Genomic DNA, 15,749 nt, shown 5'->3' on the forward strand with positions numbered 1-15,749 from the left:
GCTACCGGGTAAAATCCTGCCGGACCATGGCCGAGGTGCCTTGCCACCAGTCGCCGCCACCATCGAGGTAACGCCTGCGCATGTTCGCGGCGAGGGCCTGCAGGTCCCTGGGCATGCATTCGTCCGGATCGGGCGCAGGCAAGGGCATGCGGACCTTCCACAGGTTGGCTCCTTCGATCAGTGCGAAGGCCTGGCCCTTGGGCAGGCTCACCACGTGGGCCGGCTCGATCAGCGGCACGCAGGTGGAGCTGACCCGGTCCTGGGTGTTGCTGGTGAAGTCGGTGCTGCCCGATACATCCGAGCTGTCGGTGGCACCGCTGACCAGGGTGGTCGAGTACACGTCGACCTTCGGCAACTGCCGGGTCAGCAGTTCGGCGGTGGCGGTCTCGCGCACCCGCAGCATGAACAGGTTATTGAAATTTCCGATTACCTGGCCGGCCTTGGCACGATTGCCGATTCGTGCCTCGATATCGCTGATGGTCTGGGTGTAGGCGGTGACCTGGATGCCGGCGCCGCCGCCCTTGTTGATCATCGGGATGAACTCCTCGCCCATCAGTTCGTTGAATTCGTCGGCATGCAGGTTGATCGGGATCTTCTGCTCGCGGTTGGCGTCGGGCAGGCCGTCGTCGACGCCGAACTTGTAGATATGGCCGGCCACCGAGACCAGGTCGGCGAACATCGAGTTGCCCACCGCCGCAGCGACCTCGGGATCGGACAGCGCATCGAGCCCGACATACACCACCGCCCGTTTGCGGATCACCTGCATCCAGTCGAAGATCGGCCGCGGGTCCTCGAGGGCGCCGTAGTCCGGCGAGATCAGTTCGGCCATGCGCCCGGTGGTGAGCTTTTCCAGCAGCGGCAGCAGCGAAGCGACGATCTTGTCGAAGTAGGTCTTGTCATAGCGCACGGCGGAACGCAGGCCGTCCATCACCGGATCGGCGATGCGGGTGCGCGCGAGGTACTGGTCGATCGCCGTGACTCGTGGCTGGCGGCCACGCATGTTGTGCGGCGTGGTCTTGTCGTTGAGCTTGCCTTCGAGACTGGCAATCAGCTCCCAGGCATCCGGGTCATGACGGGCGAAGTAATGATGGCTGTAGTCGATGAACAGGGCATCGATATTGATCACGTGTTGCTGGATCTTCAGGTAGTCCGGACGGTAGCCCAGTTCCACCAGGGCCCGGGCGATGATGTTGACGAAACGCCAGGCGAACTCGCGGAACGCGGCGCTGCTGCCTTCGCCGCAGAGCTGCCCGGAGATTCGGCTGGCCACTTCGGAGATGCGTCCAAAGCGGCCGACGGCGTTGTAGCGGGCGGAGACATCCGGCCAACCGAGGTGAAACACGTGGAATTCCTTCTCGCGCCCGGCGCGGCGGGCCTCCACGTACATGCGCTTGAGCAGGTCGGCATCGCCCTTGGGGTCGAAGACGATGACCGGTTCGAACTCCGTGCGCCCATCGAGTTGCCTGGCCCGGCGAATGTCCTGGGTGATGAACAGCTCGGCCAGGCGGGTCTTGCCGACACGGGTGGTGCCCAGTACCAGGCTATGGCCGATTCGCTCGCCAAGGGGCAGTGATACTTCGACTTCATTGGGCTCCACCCCATGCAGGCGGGGCGAGCCGCCTACCGGCGGCAGCGGCCTTGCCGGATTGAACGGGCTGTCCCAGGCGGTGAGGCGTGGCACCAGGTTCAAGGGAAAGCGCGCCTGCTCCAGGCGTCGCTCCAACTGGCGGGCCTGCTGGAACAGGAACGTCGGCTCGACATAGCGGCGGAACTCCGGTCGGTAGGTCTGCATCAGGCGCTGGGTGTGCCGTTGCTCCCATTTGAAACCGGCACCGACGAACAACCGCTGCTGGCTGACCGGGATGCATCTGCTGGTGATCACATAGCGTGGCAGGCGGCGAATATTGCGGCGAAAGCGCAGCACCACCAGGGCCTGGCGCAGGCGTATTCCGCCAAGCAGCAGATAGAGAAGCGCCGCCACTGCGCCGAACAACGGCGTCAGTCCGAGTACCCAGGGGGCGAACAGGCACAGGCCGGCGCCGATGAGGCACACCGCGACGGTGTATAGCTCCACGGCCGGGCGCAGCAGTACTTCGACCGTATGTTGTTGGGTCATGGTCCTGGATGTCCGTGCTGGTCTTGAAGGTGCACGGTTGCAGAGTTGCAAGGGCGGTGCAGCAGGAAAACTGGCCTGGGCACTGCAGGTTTGCGCGTTGCGGTCTGTCACCAGGCATTGCCCGATCCACCAGGCTTGTGTATTGCTAAGCCTTTCTCCAATGGACCTCGAGAACTCCCATGCCCCGTTTTGCCGCCAACCTGAGCATGCTCTACCCGGAACGCGACTTCCTCGATCGTTTCAAGGCCGCCGCCGATGATGGTTTCGAGGCGGTGGAGTACCTGTTCCCCTATGACTACCCGGCGCAGTTGCTGAAGCAGCGCCTGGATGACCATGGCTTGACTCAGGTGTTGTTCAACGCGCCACCTGGCGACTGGGTGGCGGGGGAGCGCGGCATCATTTCCTTGCCCGGCCGCGAGCAGGAGTTTCGCGAAGGTTTTGCCAAGGCCATGGAATATGCCGGCGTACTGGGCAATCGGCATATCCATGTGATGGCTGGGCTGCTGCCTGACGAGGCCAGCCGTGAACGCCACCAGGCGACGTATCTGGAAAACCTCGTCCATGCGACCGCAGAGGCTGCCAAGAGCGGTATCACCGTGTTGCTGGAACCGATCAACACACGGGACATGCCCGGCTTCTTCCTCAATCGCCAGGACCAGGCCCATGCCATCCGCGAAACAGTCGGGGCGGCCAACCTTCAGGTGCAGTTCGACTGTTACCACTGCCAGATCGTCGAGGGTGACCTGGCGACCACCCTGCGGCGAGACCTGGCCCATATCGGCCACATCCAGATCGCTGGCGTACCGGATCGCCATGAGCCGGACCAGGGTGAAGTGAACTACCCCTGGCTGTTCGCGCTGATCGACCAGTTGGGCTACCAGGGCTGGATCGGCTGCGAGTACCGTCCGCGCGGCAACACCTCGGTCGGCCTGCAGTGGCTGCGGGACTGGAAGGCCCGGGGCTGATCCAGGGCGATCAGCGGCGCGGCTGCAGCAGCAACGCCACCAGCGCACTCCAGCCGGTCTGGTGGGATGCGCCAAGGCCGCGGCCGTTATCGCCGTGGAAGTACTCATGAAACAGCACCAGGTCGCGGCTCGCAGGGTCGGCCTGCAACTGCGGGTAGGCTGCCATGGCCGGGCGACGGCCGTCTTCGTCGAGCAGGAACAGCGAGGTCAGTCGCTGGCCCAGTCCGTCGGCCACTTCTTCAAGTGATGCCAGGTAACCGGAGCCGTTGGGGTATTCCACCGAAAAGTGGTCGTCATAGTAGCGGTGGAACTCACGCAACGATTCGATCAGCAGGTAATTGATCGGCATCCACAGCGGCCCACGCCAGTTGGAGTTGCCGCCATACAGCCGCGAATCGGATTCTGCCGGCTGATAGCGGGCGCTCAGGCTCTTGCCTTCGAGTTGCATGGCCAGCGGTTGCTCGGCGAACACCCGGGACATCGAGCGGATGCCGAAAGCGCCGAGGAACTCGGCTTCATCGAGCATGCGCTTGAGCAGGTTCTTGGTCCGTTCGCCACGCAGCAGCGCCAGCAATAGGCGGTTGCCGTCCCCGGGTTCGTTCCAGCGTGACACCAGCGCCGCCAGGTCCGGGCGGTGGTGCATGAAGCCCAACAGTCGGTTGCGCAGGCCGGGCAAGTCCTGGTGTTCGCGTTCTTCCAGCACCAGCACGGCGAACAACGGCATCAAGCCGACGATGGAACGCAGGCGTACCGGCTCGCTACGGCCATCCGGATGCTGCAGCACGTCATAGAAGAACTCGTCCTGGGCATCCCAGAGCCCCTCGGCGCTGTCGTCGAGCCGGTTGATCGCCCCGGCGATGTACAGGAAGTGCTCGAAGAACTTCACGGCGATGTCGACGTACACCGCATTGCGCTTGGCCAGCTCCAGGGCGATGCGCATCATGTCCAGGGCGTAGGCCGCCACCCAGGCGGTGCCGTCGGCCTGGTCGAGGGTATAGCCGGGCGGCAGGTCGTCGGAGCGGTTGAACAGGGCGATATTGTCCAGCCCCAGGAAGCCGCCCTGGAACAGGTTGCGGCCTTCGGCGTCCTTGCGGTTGACCCACCAGGAGAAGTTCAGCAGCAGCTTGTGGAAGACCCGTTCGAGAAAGTCCTGGTCGCCGCTGCCGGTCAGTTGCTTCTCCCGTTGATAGACCTGCCAGCAGGCCCAGGCGTGCACGGGCGGGTTGGCATCGTCGAAGCGCCATTCGTAGGCGGGCAGCTGGCCGTTGGGGTGTATGAAGCGATCCTTGACCAGGAGCAGCAACTGCTGCTTGGCAAAGTCGGGATCGATCAGGGCGAAGGCCACGGCCTGCAAGCCCAGGTCCCAGGAGGCGTACCAGGGGTATTCCCATTTGTCCGGCATGGACACGATGTCGAAGTTCGACAGGTGGCGCCAATGGCTGTTGCGTCGTGCCAGACGCTCGGCGGGTGGCCTTGGCCGGGTCGGGTCGCCGTCGAGCCACTGGTTCACGTCGAAGTAATAGAGTTGCTTGGACCACAACAGGCCGGCCAGGGCCTGGCGCTGGACGAGGCGGGCATCGGCGTCGGTGAGCCCGTCCTGCAGGGCGGCATGGAAGTCGTCGGCCTCCTGGCGGCGGGTTTCGAACAGGCGACGGGCATTGACCGGGGGCGCTTCGGGTGGCGCGAAGCGCAGATGGACGGTGCGGGTTTCCCCGCCTTGCAATTCCAGGCAGAAGTGCGCTGCCAGCCGTGTGCCGCTGTCGCGACGGATCGTGGCGGCGCCATTGACCACATGGTCGTTGATGCCGTCCTTGAACGGGCCTTCGGCCTGCGAGCCGTAGAGGCGGCGGCTGTTGGTTTCATTTTCGCAGAACAGCCATTCGAAGGGGGCGTCGCCCCAGGCAGTGGCCTGCATCAGGTCGCAGCCGGCGTGCCGGGCCTCGACCCGCTCGCCCTGCCGGTTCAGGCTCGGTCGCCGGGCATGCTCGCTCCAGCTCCAGTCGTTGCGCGCCCAGAGTTGCGGCAGTACCCGCAGGCGGGCGGGCTGGTGGAAACGGTTGTGCACGCTGACCCGCATGACGATGTCGTTCGCGGCCTGCTTGGCATATTCGATCGTGACATCGAAGTAGCGATTGTCCTCGAAAACACCGGTGTCGAGGATCTCGTATTCGGCATCACCCAGGCCGCGGCGAGCATTCTCCGCGACCAGGTCGTCATAGGGGAAGGCGGCCTGCGGGTACTTGTAGAGCATGCGCATGTAGGCATGGCTGGGGACGCCATCGAGGTAGAAGTAGAGTTCCTTGACGTCCTCGCCGTGGTTGCCTTCGGCGTTGGTCAGGCCGAACAGGCGCTCCTTGAGGATAGGGTCGCGCTCGTTCCATAGCGCCAGGCCCAGGCACCAGTGCTGGGACTTGTCGGAAAACCCGGCCAGGCCGTCCTCACCCCAGCGGTAGGCCCGGCTGCGGGCGTGGTCGTGGGGGAAGTAGGCCCAGGCGTCGCCGTCGGCGCTGTAGTCCTCGCGCACCGTGCCCCATTGCCGCTCGCTGAGGTAGGGGCCCCATTCACGCCATGCGCTGGCGTTCTCGCCCTTGAGACGCAGGCCTTCAACGGTATCGAAAGCGCTTGTCGCAGGTTTTGCCGTCATCGGTCACTCCGTTGCGAAGGGTTTCTGCGGTGCACCGCAGCCGCCTCATGCCTGGCGTTGCAGGAACATCGCCAGGCCGACTTCCTCCAGGTGCAGCCCCTTGCGCATCCGCGGCTTGGGCAGTTTGGCCAGTTCGCCAAGGACGAAGGCTTCAAGGACGCCTGGATGGATATAGCACTTGCGGCAGACAGCCGGGGTGTTGCCCAACTGCCTGGAAACACTCTTGATCATTTCGACGATCTGTTTCTTTGCCTCGGTCTCCGGTTCCCACTGTAATTCGCGCAACACGGTCAGGGCCATGGCGCTGCCTGCCCAGGTTCGGAAGTCCTTGGCGGTGAAGTCGGCGCCGGTCAGCTCGTGCAGGCAGGCATTGACGTCCGAGGAACTGACGACATGCCGCTCGCCGTTTTCGTCGAGGTACTGGAACAAATGCTGGCCGGGCAGTTCCAGGCAACGCTTGAGGACCGTGGCCAGGCGCCGGTCCTTGACCGTGACCCGGTGTTCCACGCCGCTCTTGCCGCGGAACTGGAAGACGATGGCGCTGCCGTTGATCTCGACATGGCGGTTGCGCAGGGTGGTCAGGCCGTAGGAGCGGTTTTCCCTGGCGTAGCGGCTGTTGCCAATGCGGATCAGGGTCGCATCGAGCAGGCTGATCACCGTGGCCATGACCTTGTCGCGGTTGAATCCCGGGGTCGCCAGCACGGCCTGCAACTGCTGGCGCAGCTTCGGCAATGCCTTGCCGAATGCCAGCAGCCGCGCGTACTTGTCCTGATCGCGGATCTCCCGCCAGCGTGGGTGGTAGCGGTACTGCTTGCGGCCCCTGGCATCGCGGCCGGTGGCTTGCAGGTGGCCCTGCGGGTCGGCGCAGATCCACACGTCGGTGTAGGCCGGTGGAATGGCGAGGGCATTGAGGCGCTTGATCTCATCCTGGTCACGAATGCGTTCGCCGTCGGTGTCGAAGTAGGCGAAGCGGTCGCGCCACTTCCGGCGGCGAATGCCCGGCTGGGTATCGTCGACGTAATGCAGCTCGGCGGGCAGTTCGATGGGCGCTGAAGCATCGGGCATGGCGGCGTCCTTGAAGGATAATCAGACGGTATGACTGATTGACCGCAGCCGTGCCCGGAGGTGCCTCTTGATCAGGCCAGTACGGCCACCGCCTTGATCTGCGCCCAGAGACGCTGGCCGGATTGCAGCTGCAGTTGATCGCGCGAATAGCGGGTGATCCGCGCCAGTAGCGGGGTACCGTCGGCATCCAGCTTGATCAGCACATGGGCCTGGTTGTCGGCGATGGTTTCGCCAGTGACGGTGACCGGCAGCCGGTTGAGGATGCTGCTGTGTTCCCCGGCTTGCAGGCTGAGGCTGACGTCCCGGGCCTGGACTTTGCAGCGCAGCTGCTTGCCGATGGCCAGCGGGGTGTGGGCCACGCGGATGGTCGACGAGCTGCCCGGCAGTTGCAGGGTGACAAGCTGGTAGTCCGGGTCGTAGCCGCTGACCCGGCCCTCGACCACCACGCCGGCATCGTCGCCCATGGCCATGGGCAGGTCGAGTCGTGCCAGGGTGTCACCGATCGGGCCGCTGGCCAGTGCCCGGCCGGCGGAAAACAGCACAATGTGGTCGGCCAGGCGCGCGACTTCATCCTGGGAGTGGCTGACATAGAGCACCGGGATATCCAGCTCGTCATGCAGGCGCTCCAGATACGGCAGGATCTCGCTCTTGCGCTGGCTGTCGAGGGCGGCCAGGGGCTCGTCCATCAGCAGCAGCCGCGGGCTGGTGAGCAGTGCCCGGGCGATGCCGATGCGCTGGCGTTCGCCGCCGGAAAGGTTTTGCGGATGGCGTTCCAGCAGGTGGCTGATGCCCAGCAGTTCGGTGGCATGGGCCATGTCCACCCGGCGCTGGGCGCGGGCAATGCGCCGCAGGCCGAACTCCAGGTTCGCCCGCACCGAAAGGTGCGGGAACAGGCTGGCTTCCTGGAACACGTAGCCGATGGCCCGTTTGTGCGGGGGCACGAAGTGTTGGCGGCTACTGTCCTGCCAGATTTCGTCGTTGACCTGGATGAAGGCCTGCGGGGCTTTTTCCAGGCCGGCGATGCAGCGCAGGCAGGTGGTCTTGCCAGAGCCGGAGTGGCCGAACAGAGCGGTGACGCCGCGTCCGGGCAGGTGCAGGTCCAGGTCCAGGGTAAAATCGGGGTAGTCCAGTTTCAGGCGAGCCTGTATCGAGGCGGTCATGGCTCAGCTCCAGCCCATCCTGGTCTTGCGGCTCGAGTACAGTGCCAGCAACACGATGAAGGAGAACACCAGCATGGCTCCGGCGAGCCAGTGGGCCTGGAGGTATTCCATGGCCTCGACGTGGTCGTAGATCTGTACCGAAACCACGCGGGTCTTGTCCGGGATATTGCCGCCGATCATCAACACCACGCCGAACTCGCCGACGGTGTGGGCAAAGCCGAGGATCGCGGCGGTGATGAAGCCGGGTCGTGCCAGGGGCAGGACCACGCTGAAGAAAGTGTCCCAGGGGTTGGCGCGCAGGGTCGCGGCCACTTCCAGTGGACGGGTGCCTATGGCACTGAAGGCGTTTTGCAGGGGTTGCACTACAAAGGGCATCGAGTAGATCACCGAGCCGATGACCAGCCCGGTGAAGCTGAAGGTGAGGGTGCCCAGGCCAATGGCCTGGGTGAACTGCCCGATGAAACCGTGGGGCCCGAAGGCCAGCAGCAGGTAGAAACCGATCACCGTCGGCGGCAGCACCAGCGGCAGGGCCACCACCGCGCCGATCGGCCCGCGCAGCCAGGAACGGGTGCGGGCCAGCCACAGGGCGATCGGGGTACCGATCACCAGCAGGATCGCCGTGGTCAGCGACGCCAGTTTCAGCGTCAGCCAGATCGCGGCGAAGTCGGTGCTGTCGAGCGGCATTTACAGGGCGTAGCCGTAGGACTTGATGATGGCCGCGGCTTTCGGGCCCTTCAGGTATTCCACCAGCGCCTTGGCGGCGGCGTTGTCCTTGCCCTTGTTGAGGATCACCGCGTCCTGCTTGATCGCTTCGTGCATGTCGGATGGTACGATCCAGGCCGAACCGCTGGTGACCTTGCCGTCCTTGTAGATCTGCGACAGGGCGACGAAGCCCAGCTCGGCGTTGCCGGTGGAGATGAACTGGTAGGCCTGGGTGATGTTCTGGCCGGTGACCAGCTTGTCCTTGACCTTGTCGGTCAGGCCCAGCTTGGCCAGTACCTGGGTGGCGGCGAGGCCGTAGGGGGCGGCTTTCGGGTCGGCGATGGACAGGTGCTGGTACTGGTTGTCCTTGAGCACCTGGCCCTTGCCGTCGACGTAGCCGTCCTTGGCCGACCACAGGGCGAGGGTGCCCACGGCGTAGGTGAAGCGCGAACCGGCAACGATGTCGCCTTCCTTCTCAAGCTTGGCCGGGGTGGTGTCGTCGGCGGCGAGGAACACTTCGAACGGGGCGCCGTTCTTGATCTGGGTGTAGAACTGGCCAGTGGCGCCAAAGGCGGCCACCAGCTTGTGCCCGGTGTCTTTCTCGAAGTCGCTGGCGATCGCCTGGATCGGTGCGGTGAAGTTGGCGGCAACGGCCACCTGGACTTCGGCGGCCTGGGCCTGGGCGAACGCGAAAACGCCGAGCAGGGCGGCGAGGCAAGTCGGGGCAAAGCGTGAGGCACGAGTGATCATGAAGCAGCTCCGTTCAAGGGGTACGGGCGTCGCTTGTTATAAGAAGTGTGCGGCGCCGGGCAGGATGAATCGCTATGTAGTGGAATATATAGCGATTTCATGGCCATGGCGAGCGTAGGGGGCGAGGTTGGATGGCCGCCCTGGGCGGATCGCCAGCAAGCCGGCTCCCACATCAATACTGCGCCGGGCAAACATTCTGGGTACCTGGCGTTACCTGTGGGAGCCGGCTTGCTGGCGATCCGCCGAAGGCGGCCATTCCATGAGATCAGCGGCCCTTCAGCTTGGCCAATGCCTGCTGCGCCAACTGCCGGGTCAGTTCCTCGGCTGGCAATTCCACTGCCAGGCGCAGGGCCTGGCCCGACCACAGGTTGCTGAACTCTGCTTCGCCCTTGGCCCGCAGTGGCAGCAGCGCGCCCCCGGCCAGGGGGAACGCCGGAGCCAGTTCGCTGATCGGCCCCAGTTCTCGCATCACCCGGTTCATGATCCCGCGGGCCGGGCGGCCGGTGAACAGGTTGGTCAGGGCCGTCTCGCTTTCCTTGGCTGTGCGCAGCGCCTGGTGATGAGACGCCGAGATCTTGGCTTCCGGGGTAAACAGATAGCTGGTCCCCAGCTGTGCCGCACTGGCCCCGAGCATGAAGGCCGCTGCGATGCCGCGGGCATCGCCGATCCCGCCGGCGGCAATCACCGGTACCTTCACCGCGTCGACGATCTGCGGTACCAGGGCCATGGTACCGACCTGGGTGTTGAGGTCGCTGCTGAGGAAAATGCCGCGATGGCCGCCGGCCTCGCTGCCCATGGCGATGATCGCGTGGCAACCACGCTCCTGCAGCCAGAGCGCTTCATCCACGGTGGTGGCGCAGCCGATAATGGTCGCGCCAGTGGCCTTGACCCGGTCCAGCAGGGGTTGGGGTGGCAGGCCGAAGTGGAAACTGACGATTTCCGGACGCAGTTCCTCCACCAACTGGCAACTGGTTTCATCGAAGGGCGCGCGGCTGGAAACCGGAGTGGGGGCGTTGAAGTCCAGGCCCTGCTCGCGATAGTAGGGCGCCAGGCGTTCCTTCCAGCGCTTTTCGCGCTCCGGGTCCGGGGTGGGCGGCTGGTGGCAGAAGAAGTTGATGTTCAGGGGCGCCTGCACCGCCCGGCGAAATGCCTCGGTGTGCTGGCGGATCTGTTCCGGGGTCAGCATGGCGGCGGGCAGCGAGGCCAGGCCACCGGCCTTGGCGACGCCGACCGTCATGGCGAGGGTGGTCGCGCCGGCCATGGGGCCCTGGATGATCGGTTGCTCGATGCCGAACAGCTCAAGCAGGCGGGTGTCGGGCCAGTTGCTCATGACGACTTCTCTCCGGGGCAGATAAAGGAATTGCGACGAGAACAGCGCAGGTTTGTATCAGGAATGCCATCTGCAAGGCCAGTGACGGTTTGGTAAAAGACTGTTGCCCGGTGATGGTGGGTTGCGTTCGGCCGGGACCCATTGGGTCAAGGCTGGCCGGCGCGGCGCAGGGTGAAGTTGATACGCTGCGCTCCCAGCAGCGGATGCTGGCCGTCCTTGACCGGAAGGATGCCGTGGAAGCGCAGGCGGTCGACACCACCCCAGACCACCACATCGCCATGCACCAGCGGGATGCGCTGGCTCTTGTCGGCGCGCTCATGGCCGCCGAACAGGAACATCGCCGGCAACCCCAGGGAGACCGAGACCACCGGGGCGTCGAGGTCCAGCTCGTTGCGATCCTGATGCAGGGACATCTTGGCCCCTGGCGCATAACGGTTGATCAGGCAGGCGTCGGGTGCGAAGTCGTCGAAACCTGCGGCTTGCGCGGCTTCCACCGCCAGCTGCCGGATCACCTCGGGCATGGCTGGCCAGGGCCGGCCACTTTGCGGGTCGATGGCGCTGTAGCGATAGCCGTTACGGTCTGTGGTCCAGCCCCAATGGCCGCAACTGCTCAGGCTGGCGGACATGGTGAAACCACCTGGGGTGACCATCTGGCGAAAGGGCGCCTGGTGCAACACCTGGCGCAGGGCGGGGAGCAACTGCTCGACCCGGGGCAGGGCAAAACCGCGGAGTACCCAGGATTGTTCGCCGATCCGCTCGTGGCGTTCGGGTTGCCGCAGGTCGTCTTCGGCAAACAGGTCAAGGGTCATGCGGGTTTCTCGCGGTGCCTACAGCGCCTTGCTGACTTTCACATCGGCGATGACATCGTCCTTGCCGTGCATGGTTTCCAGCGTCGCGCGGGCTTCGGCTTCGGTGCCGTTTTCCAGCTGGGCGAACTCGAAACGGCGCTCGCCGTTGAGGGTGTACTTGATGACATATTTGGTCGTCATGATCATTCCACTTGAAAGAAGGTGAGTTGGGGGCCCGTACTCAGCGCAGTTTCGAGCTGGAGCGACGGATGATGCGGATCGAATGCTTCATGTTCGGCTTGCGCGTGACGCTGATGGCGCGCTTGGTCACCACGGTGTCCAGGGTGATGTTCCAGAAGCCGGTGCTGGGCACGGTGATCCTCGCTGGAAAGGTATCGAAGGCACCGCCGTGGTAGGTATGGCGACCGCCGTTCTTGAAGCTGCGGAAGTTGGCGTCGCTCATCAGGCGGATATTGCAGGTCTGCGAGCATTCGATCACGACGATGTCGTCTTCGTTGAGGTGCTCGCGCTGGTGGATGAATTTCATGACCGCCTCCAGAAGGCTTTTTCTACAAAATCAAAAAGATAGCATGTGGCGTAGCCCGGTTTTACGGCTACGATGAGTTAATTCTGCGGGTAGGCCGACAAGTCTGACGGATTACACCGCCTTGCCGCCATAGAAGTTCGATTAATTTCTATGCTGCCAGGGAGAAAATTCGCGTTGATGCTGTCGGAGCGTCTTTATTGGAGGGTTTTTCATGAAGTGGGGCGCTTGGGTCGCTGCTGTGCTGGCGTTGGGTGGTTGTGCAAGTGTTTCGGATATCCAGCAGACGCCGCCGACGTTGAACGTGATTTCGGGCAAGAAGCCCAATGAGTATGCCAGTTGCGTGGACACCCTATTGAACAAGAGTCGCGGTCCGTCGCTACTGACGCCGCACAAGAGCGGGATCAAGATGGTGGTGCGCGATCGCCTGTCGACTTCGCCGGCGGCGCTGCTGGATATCGAGGAACGCTCCAATGGCAGCAGCATCCGGCTCTACGAGAGCATGTCGAACAATCCGTTGCGCTCCAGCGCGGTACTGGACGCGGCGACCCGCTGCATTTCAGGCCAACCCTGAGGTTGGCCTGAGCGCCCGCGTCACTTGCAGATCACCACGACGGTGCGGCTCTTGAAGTTGCCGACATCCACGCCCAGGGTCTTGTCGCTTTCCCTGGGCTGCGGCGTGCCATCGGTACCGACGATGGTGTAGCCGGTGCCAGCGCAGGAATCATCGGCCTTTTCGTAACATTTGGCCCAGGACATCGCTTCGCCGGAACAGTCGATTTCCAGGCCTTGTTGACCGTTGTTCAGGTAGGTCCTGGAGGCTGTTGCGCATCCTGCCAAGGCCAGTACCGCGAGCAGTGCCAGAAAACGCTTCATATTGTTCAGCCCTTGTTTTTCGCGGCCTTGGTCGTTGGGGCAGGGGTGTCCTCGAACACCGAGGCCACTTCGCTGGCCAGGGCTTCGCTCGCGAACGGTCCGGCAATCTGCTCGCCGTCGACACCGGCAACCCACCATTGGCCATCTGCGGCCTGGGTAATCAGGTAACCGTTCACTTTCTTTGCTGCCGACATCGATTCATCTCACAGGTTGGGTAAATGTCAGGATGATAGCGCAGAACACGGCGCAAACCGCTATCAGCCGCTAGAATCAATCCCTGGATGGCGGGCTAGACAGGGTTGCCCGATCGCTTGCCAAACCGGCCATCGAACAATTTTTCAATACGTTGGAACTATCGGCCACGGTTTTTCTCTATGTTGACGTCAGTATGCTATCAGCGGGGCATTGTAAGGTGACCGCCGCCTGATTAGACTGCGCCGAAACTCGTACACAACGCCCTTTTTAAGGACTCATATGATCAAGAAATGCTTGTTCCCAGCAGCCGGTTACGGCACTCGCTTCCTGCCAGCGACTAAAGCCATGCCCAAAGAAATGCTGCCGGTGGTGAACAAGCCACTGATCCAGTACGGCGTCGAAGAGGCACTGGACGCTGGCTTGAACGAGATCTCGATCGTCACCGGTCGCGGCAAGCGCGCGCTGGAAGACCACTTCGACATCAGCTACGAGTTGGAAAACCAGATCAAGGGCACCGACAAGGAGAAATACCTGGTCGGTATCCGCCGCCTGCTGGACGAGTGCTCGTTCTCGTACACCCGCCAGACCGAAATGAAAGGCCTGGGCCACGCGATCCTGACCGGCCGTCCACTGATCGGCGACGAGCCGTTCGCCGTGGTACTGGCGGACGACCTGTGCGTCAACCTGGATGGTGACGGCGTTCTCAAGCAGATGGTCAAGCTGTACAAGCAGTACCGCTGCACCATCGTTGCGATCATGGAAGTCGACCCACAGGAAACCAGCAAGTACGGTGTGATCGCCGGCGACCTGATCGGTGACGACCTGTACCGCGTGCGCAACATGGTCGAGAAGCCGAAGCCTGAAGATGCACCGTCGAACCTGGCGATCATCGGTCGCTACATCATGACCCCGGACATCTTCAACCTGATCGAGCAGACCGAGCCAGGCAAAGGCGGCGAGATCCAGATCACCGACGCCCTGATGAAACAGGCCCAGGACGGTTGTGTAATCGCCTACAAGTTCAAGGGCAAGCGTTTCGACTGCGGTGGCGCCGAAGGCTACATCGACGCGACCAACTTCTGCTTCGAGAACTTCTACAAGACCGGCAAGGCTTACTAAGAGTCGCCGATTTCGTAGCGTCGTCGTAGAGAAAGCCACCTTCGGGTGGCTTTTTTGTTATTCGTCCTTATGTAATGGCTAACTGACCTGAGAGGCTACAGCGGGTATGCTGTGTGCCTGCCGAGGAGATAGAAATGGCCTACGATTTTGATCTGTTTGTAATTGGCGCCGGTTCCGGCGGTGTGCGTGCGGCGCGGTTTGCCGCCGGTTTCGGGGCCAAGGTGGCGGTGGTCGAAAGCCGCTACCTGGGCGGGACCTGCGTCAACGTTGGCTGCGTGCCGAAGAAGCTGCTGGTCTACGGATCGCACTTCGCCGAAGATTTCGAGCAGGCCAAGGGCTTCGGCTGGTCCCTGGGCGAAGCGAGCTTCGACTGGGCGACTCTGATCGCCAACAAGGACAAGGAAATCAACCGCCTCAACGGCATCTATCGCAACCTGCTGGTCAACAGCGGCGTCACCCTGCTCGAAGGCCATGGCAAACTGGTCGATCCGCACCAGGTCGAGGTCAACGGCCAGCGCTACAGCGCCAAGCATATCCTGATCGCCACCGGCGGCTGGCCGCAGATTCCCGGGATTCCGGGGCATGAGCACGCCATCAGCTCCAACGAGGCGTTTTTCCTCAAGGAACTGCCCAAGCGCATCCTGGTGGTCGGCGGCGGCTACATTGCCGTCGAGTTCGCCGGCATCTTCAACGGCCTGGGCGCCGATACCCAACTGCTCTACCGCGGTGACCTGTTCCTGCGCGGCTTCGATGGCGCGGTACGCAAGCACCTGGCCGAAGAACTGACCAAGCAGGGTCTGAAGCTGCAGTTCAACAGCGATATCGAGCGCATCGACAAGCAGGCCGACGGCAGCCTCAAGGCGACCCTCAAGGATGGTCGCGAGCTGGTGGCCGACTGCATTTTCTACGCCACCGGGCGCCGTCCGATGCTGGACAACCTGGGCCTGGAAAATACCGGGGTGAAACTGGACAAGCACGGCTTTATTCAGGTCGACGAGCAGTACCAGACCACCGAGCCGTCGATCCTCGCCCTCGGCGACGTGATCGGTCGCGTGCAACTGACGCCGGTAGCCCTGGCTGAAGGCATGGCCGTGGCCCGGCGGCTGTTCAAGCCCGAGCAGTATCGCCCGGTCGACTACAACCTGATTCCGACTGCGGTGTTCAGCCAGCCGAATATTGGTACCGTTGGCCTGACCGAGGAGCAGGCTCGGGAGCAGGGGCATGAGGTGACGATCTTCGAAAGCCGCTTCCGGCCGATGAAGCTGACCCTGACCGACTGCCAGGAGAAGACCCTGATGAAGCTGGTGGTGGATGCCCGTACCGACAAGGTCCTGGGTTGCCACATGGTCGGGCCGGACGCCGGCGAGATCGTCCAGGGCCTGGCCATTGCGCTGAAGGCCGGCGCGACCAAGCAACAGTTCGACGAAACCATCGGCGTGCACCCGACGGCGGCCGAAGAGTTCGTCACAATGCGTACGCCAGTCGCAGGCTGATC

16 protein-coding genes are annotated in these 15,749 nt (G+C 63.4%); 4 read left to right on the forward strand and 12 right to left on the reverse strand.

The genetic code is table 11. The features are described from left to right. Position 1: 1 nt before the first annotated feature. Positions 2–2,116, reverse strand: coding sequence for a type IV conjugative transfer system coupling protein TraD (traD, locus tag AC6I6U_RS17380; RefSeq protein WP_497877275.1), 2,115 nt, complete (start codon positions 2,114–2,116; stop codon positions 2–4). Positions 2,117–2,295: 179 nt separating this feature from the next. Between traD and otnI the strand changes: the two genes are divergently transcribed. Continuing rightward, the gene (gene otnI / locus AC6I6U_RS17385) at positions 2,296–3,081 is read left to right on the forward strand and encodes a 2-oxo-tetronate isomerase (protein ID WP_497877276.1); all 786 of its coding nucleotides are present in this window, start codon (positions 2,296–2,298) and stop codon (positions 3,079–3,081) included. Positions 3,082–3,091: 10 nt separating this feature from the next. On the opposite strand, the gene AC6I6U_RS17390 is transcribed toward otnI, so the two are convergent. The 9 genes from AC6I6U_RS17390 to AC6I6U_RS17430 all read right to left on the reverse strand — a co-directional run bounded on the left by AC6I6U_RS17390 (position 3,092) and on the right by AC6I6U_RS17430 (position 12,067). Continuing rightward, positions 3,092–5,725: an MGH1-like glycoside hydrolase domain-containing protein gene (locus AC6I6U_RS17390; protein ID WP_497877277.1), complete on the reverse strand. Its 2,634-nt coding sequence runs from the start codon at positions 5,723–5,725 to the stop codon at positions 3,092–3,094. A gap of 45 nt (positions 5,726–5,770) precedes the next feature. After that, the gene (locus tag AC6I6U_RS17395) at positions 5,771–6,790 is read right to left on the reverse strand and encodes a DNA topoisomerase IB (protein WP_497877278.1); all 1,020 of its coding nucleotides are present in this window, start codon (positions 6,788–6,790) and stop codon (positions 5,771–5,773) included. 71 nt (positions 6,791–6,861) lie between these two features. Continuing rightward, positions 6,862–7,950: a molybdenum ABC transporter ATP-binding protein gene (gene modC / locus AC6I6U_RS17400; protein WP_497877279.1), complete on the reverse strand. Its 1,089-nt coding sequence runs from the start codon at positions 7,948–7,950 to the stop codon at positions 6,862–6,864. A 3-nt stretch (positions 7,951–7,953) separates the two neighbouring features. Further along, complete coding sequence (gene modB / locus AC6I6U_RS17405) at positions 7,954–8,634, reverse strand: molybdate ABC transporter permease subunit (RefSeq protein WP_497877280.1); 681 nt, start codon at positions 8,632–8,634, stop codon at positions 7,954–7,956. Further along, positions 8,635–9,402 carry a molybdate ABC transporter substrate-binding protein gene (modA, locus tag AC6I6U_RS17410; protein WP_497877281.1) on the reverse strand — a complete coding sequence of 256 codons (768 nt, stop codon included), beginning with the start codon at positions 9,400–9,402 and terminating at the stop codon, positions 8,635–8,637. A 265-nt stretch (positions 9,403–9,667) separates the two neighbouring features. Beyond that, the gene (locus tag AC6I6U_RS17415) at positions 9,668–10,732 is read right to left on the reverse strand and encodes an NAD(P)H-dependent flavin oxidoreductase (RefSeq protein WP_497877282.1); all 1,065 of its coding nucleotides are present in this window, start codon (positions 10,730–10,732) and stop codon (positions 9,668–9,670) included. Positions 10,733–10,878: 146 nt separating this feature from the next. Then, on the reverse strand, positions 10,879–11,541 hold the full coding sequence (alkB, locus tag AC6I6U_RS17420; protein WP_497877283.1) for a DNA oxidative demethylase AlkB: 663 nt from the start codon (positions 11,539–11,541) through the stop codon (positions 10,879–10,881). A gap of 18 nt (positions 11,542–11,559) precedes the next feature. Further along, the gene (locus AC6I6U_RS17425) at positions 11,560–11,721 is read right to left on the reverse strand and encodes a hypothetical protein (protein WP_497883160.1); all 162 of its coding nucleotides are present in this window, start codon (positions 11,719–11,721) and stop codon (positions 11,560–11,562) included. 40 nt (positions 11,722–11,761) lie between these two features. After that, positions 11,762–12,067 carry a DUF1883 domain-containing protein gene (locus tag AC6I6U_RS17430; RefSeq protein ID WP_186679865.1) on the reverse strand — a complete coding sequence of 102 codons (306 nt, stop codon included), beginning with the start codon at positions 12,065–12,067 and terminating at the stop codon, positions 11,762–11,764. Positions 12,068–12,278: 211 nt separating this feature from the next. Between AC6I6U_RS17430 and AC6I6U_RS17435 the strand changes: the two genes are divergently transcribed. Then, entirely contained in the window at positions 12,279–12,638 is a 360-nt protein-coding gene (locus tag AC6I6U_RS17435) for a hypothetical protein (RefSeq protein WP_497877284.1), read from the forward strand. Positions 12,639–12,658: 20 nt separating this feature from the next. Here the strand turns inward: AC6I6U_RS17435 and AC6I6U_RS17440 are convergent, their stop codons facing one another. Together AC6I6U_RS17440 and AC6I6U_RS17445 are read right to left on the reverse strand one after the other, a co-directional pair. Further along, positions 12,659–12,940, reverse strand: a complete 282-nt coding sequence (locus AC6I6U_RS17440; RefSeq protein WP_497877285.1) for a hypothetical protein — start codon at positions 12,938–12,940, stop codon at positions 12,659–12,661. 5 nt (positions 12,941–12,945) lie between these two features. Continuing rightward, positions 12,946–13,134, reverse strand: a complete 189-nt coding sequence (locus AC6I6U_RS17445; protein ID WP_497877286.1) for a hypothetical protein — start codon at positions 13,132–13,134, stop codon at positions 12,946–12,948. A gap of 280 nt (positions 13,135–13,414) precedes the next feature. Between AC6I6U_RS17445 and galU the strand changes: the two genes are divergently transcribed. Both galU and gorA read left to right on the forward strand, forming a co-directional pair. Further along, the gene (gene galU / locus AC6I6U_RS17450) at positions 13,415–14,254 is read left to right on the forward strand and encodes a UTP--glucose-1-phosphate uridylyltransferase GalU (RefSeq protein ID WP_010448179.1); all 840 of its coding nucleotides are present in this window, start codon (positions 13,415–13,417) and stop codon (positions 14,252–14,254) included. A 134-nt stretch (positions 14,255–14,388) separates the two neighbouring features. Then, a complete protein-coding gene (gene gorA, locus AC6I6U_RS17455; protein WP_497877287.1) occupies positions 14,389–15,747 on the forward strand; it encodes a glutathione-disulfide reductase in 1,359 nt (452 codons plus the stop codon). Positions 15,748–15,749: the final 2 nt, after the last annotated feature.

The organism is Pseudomonas sp. UTLPPB19802, assembly GCF_059730225.1.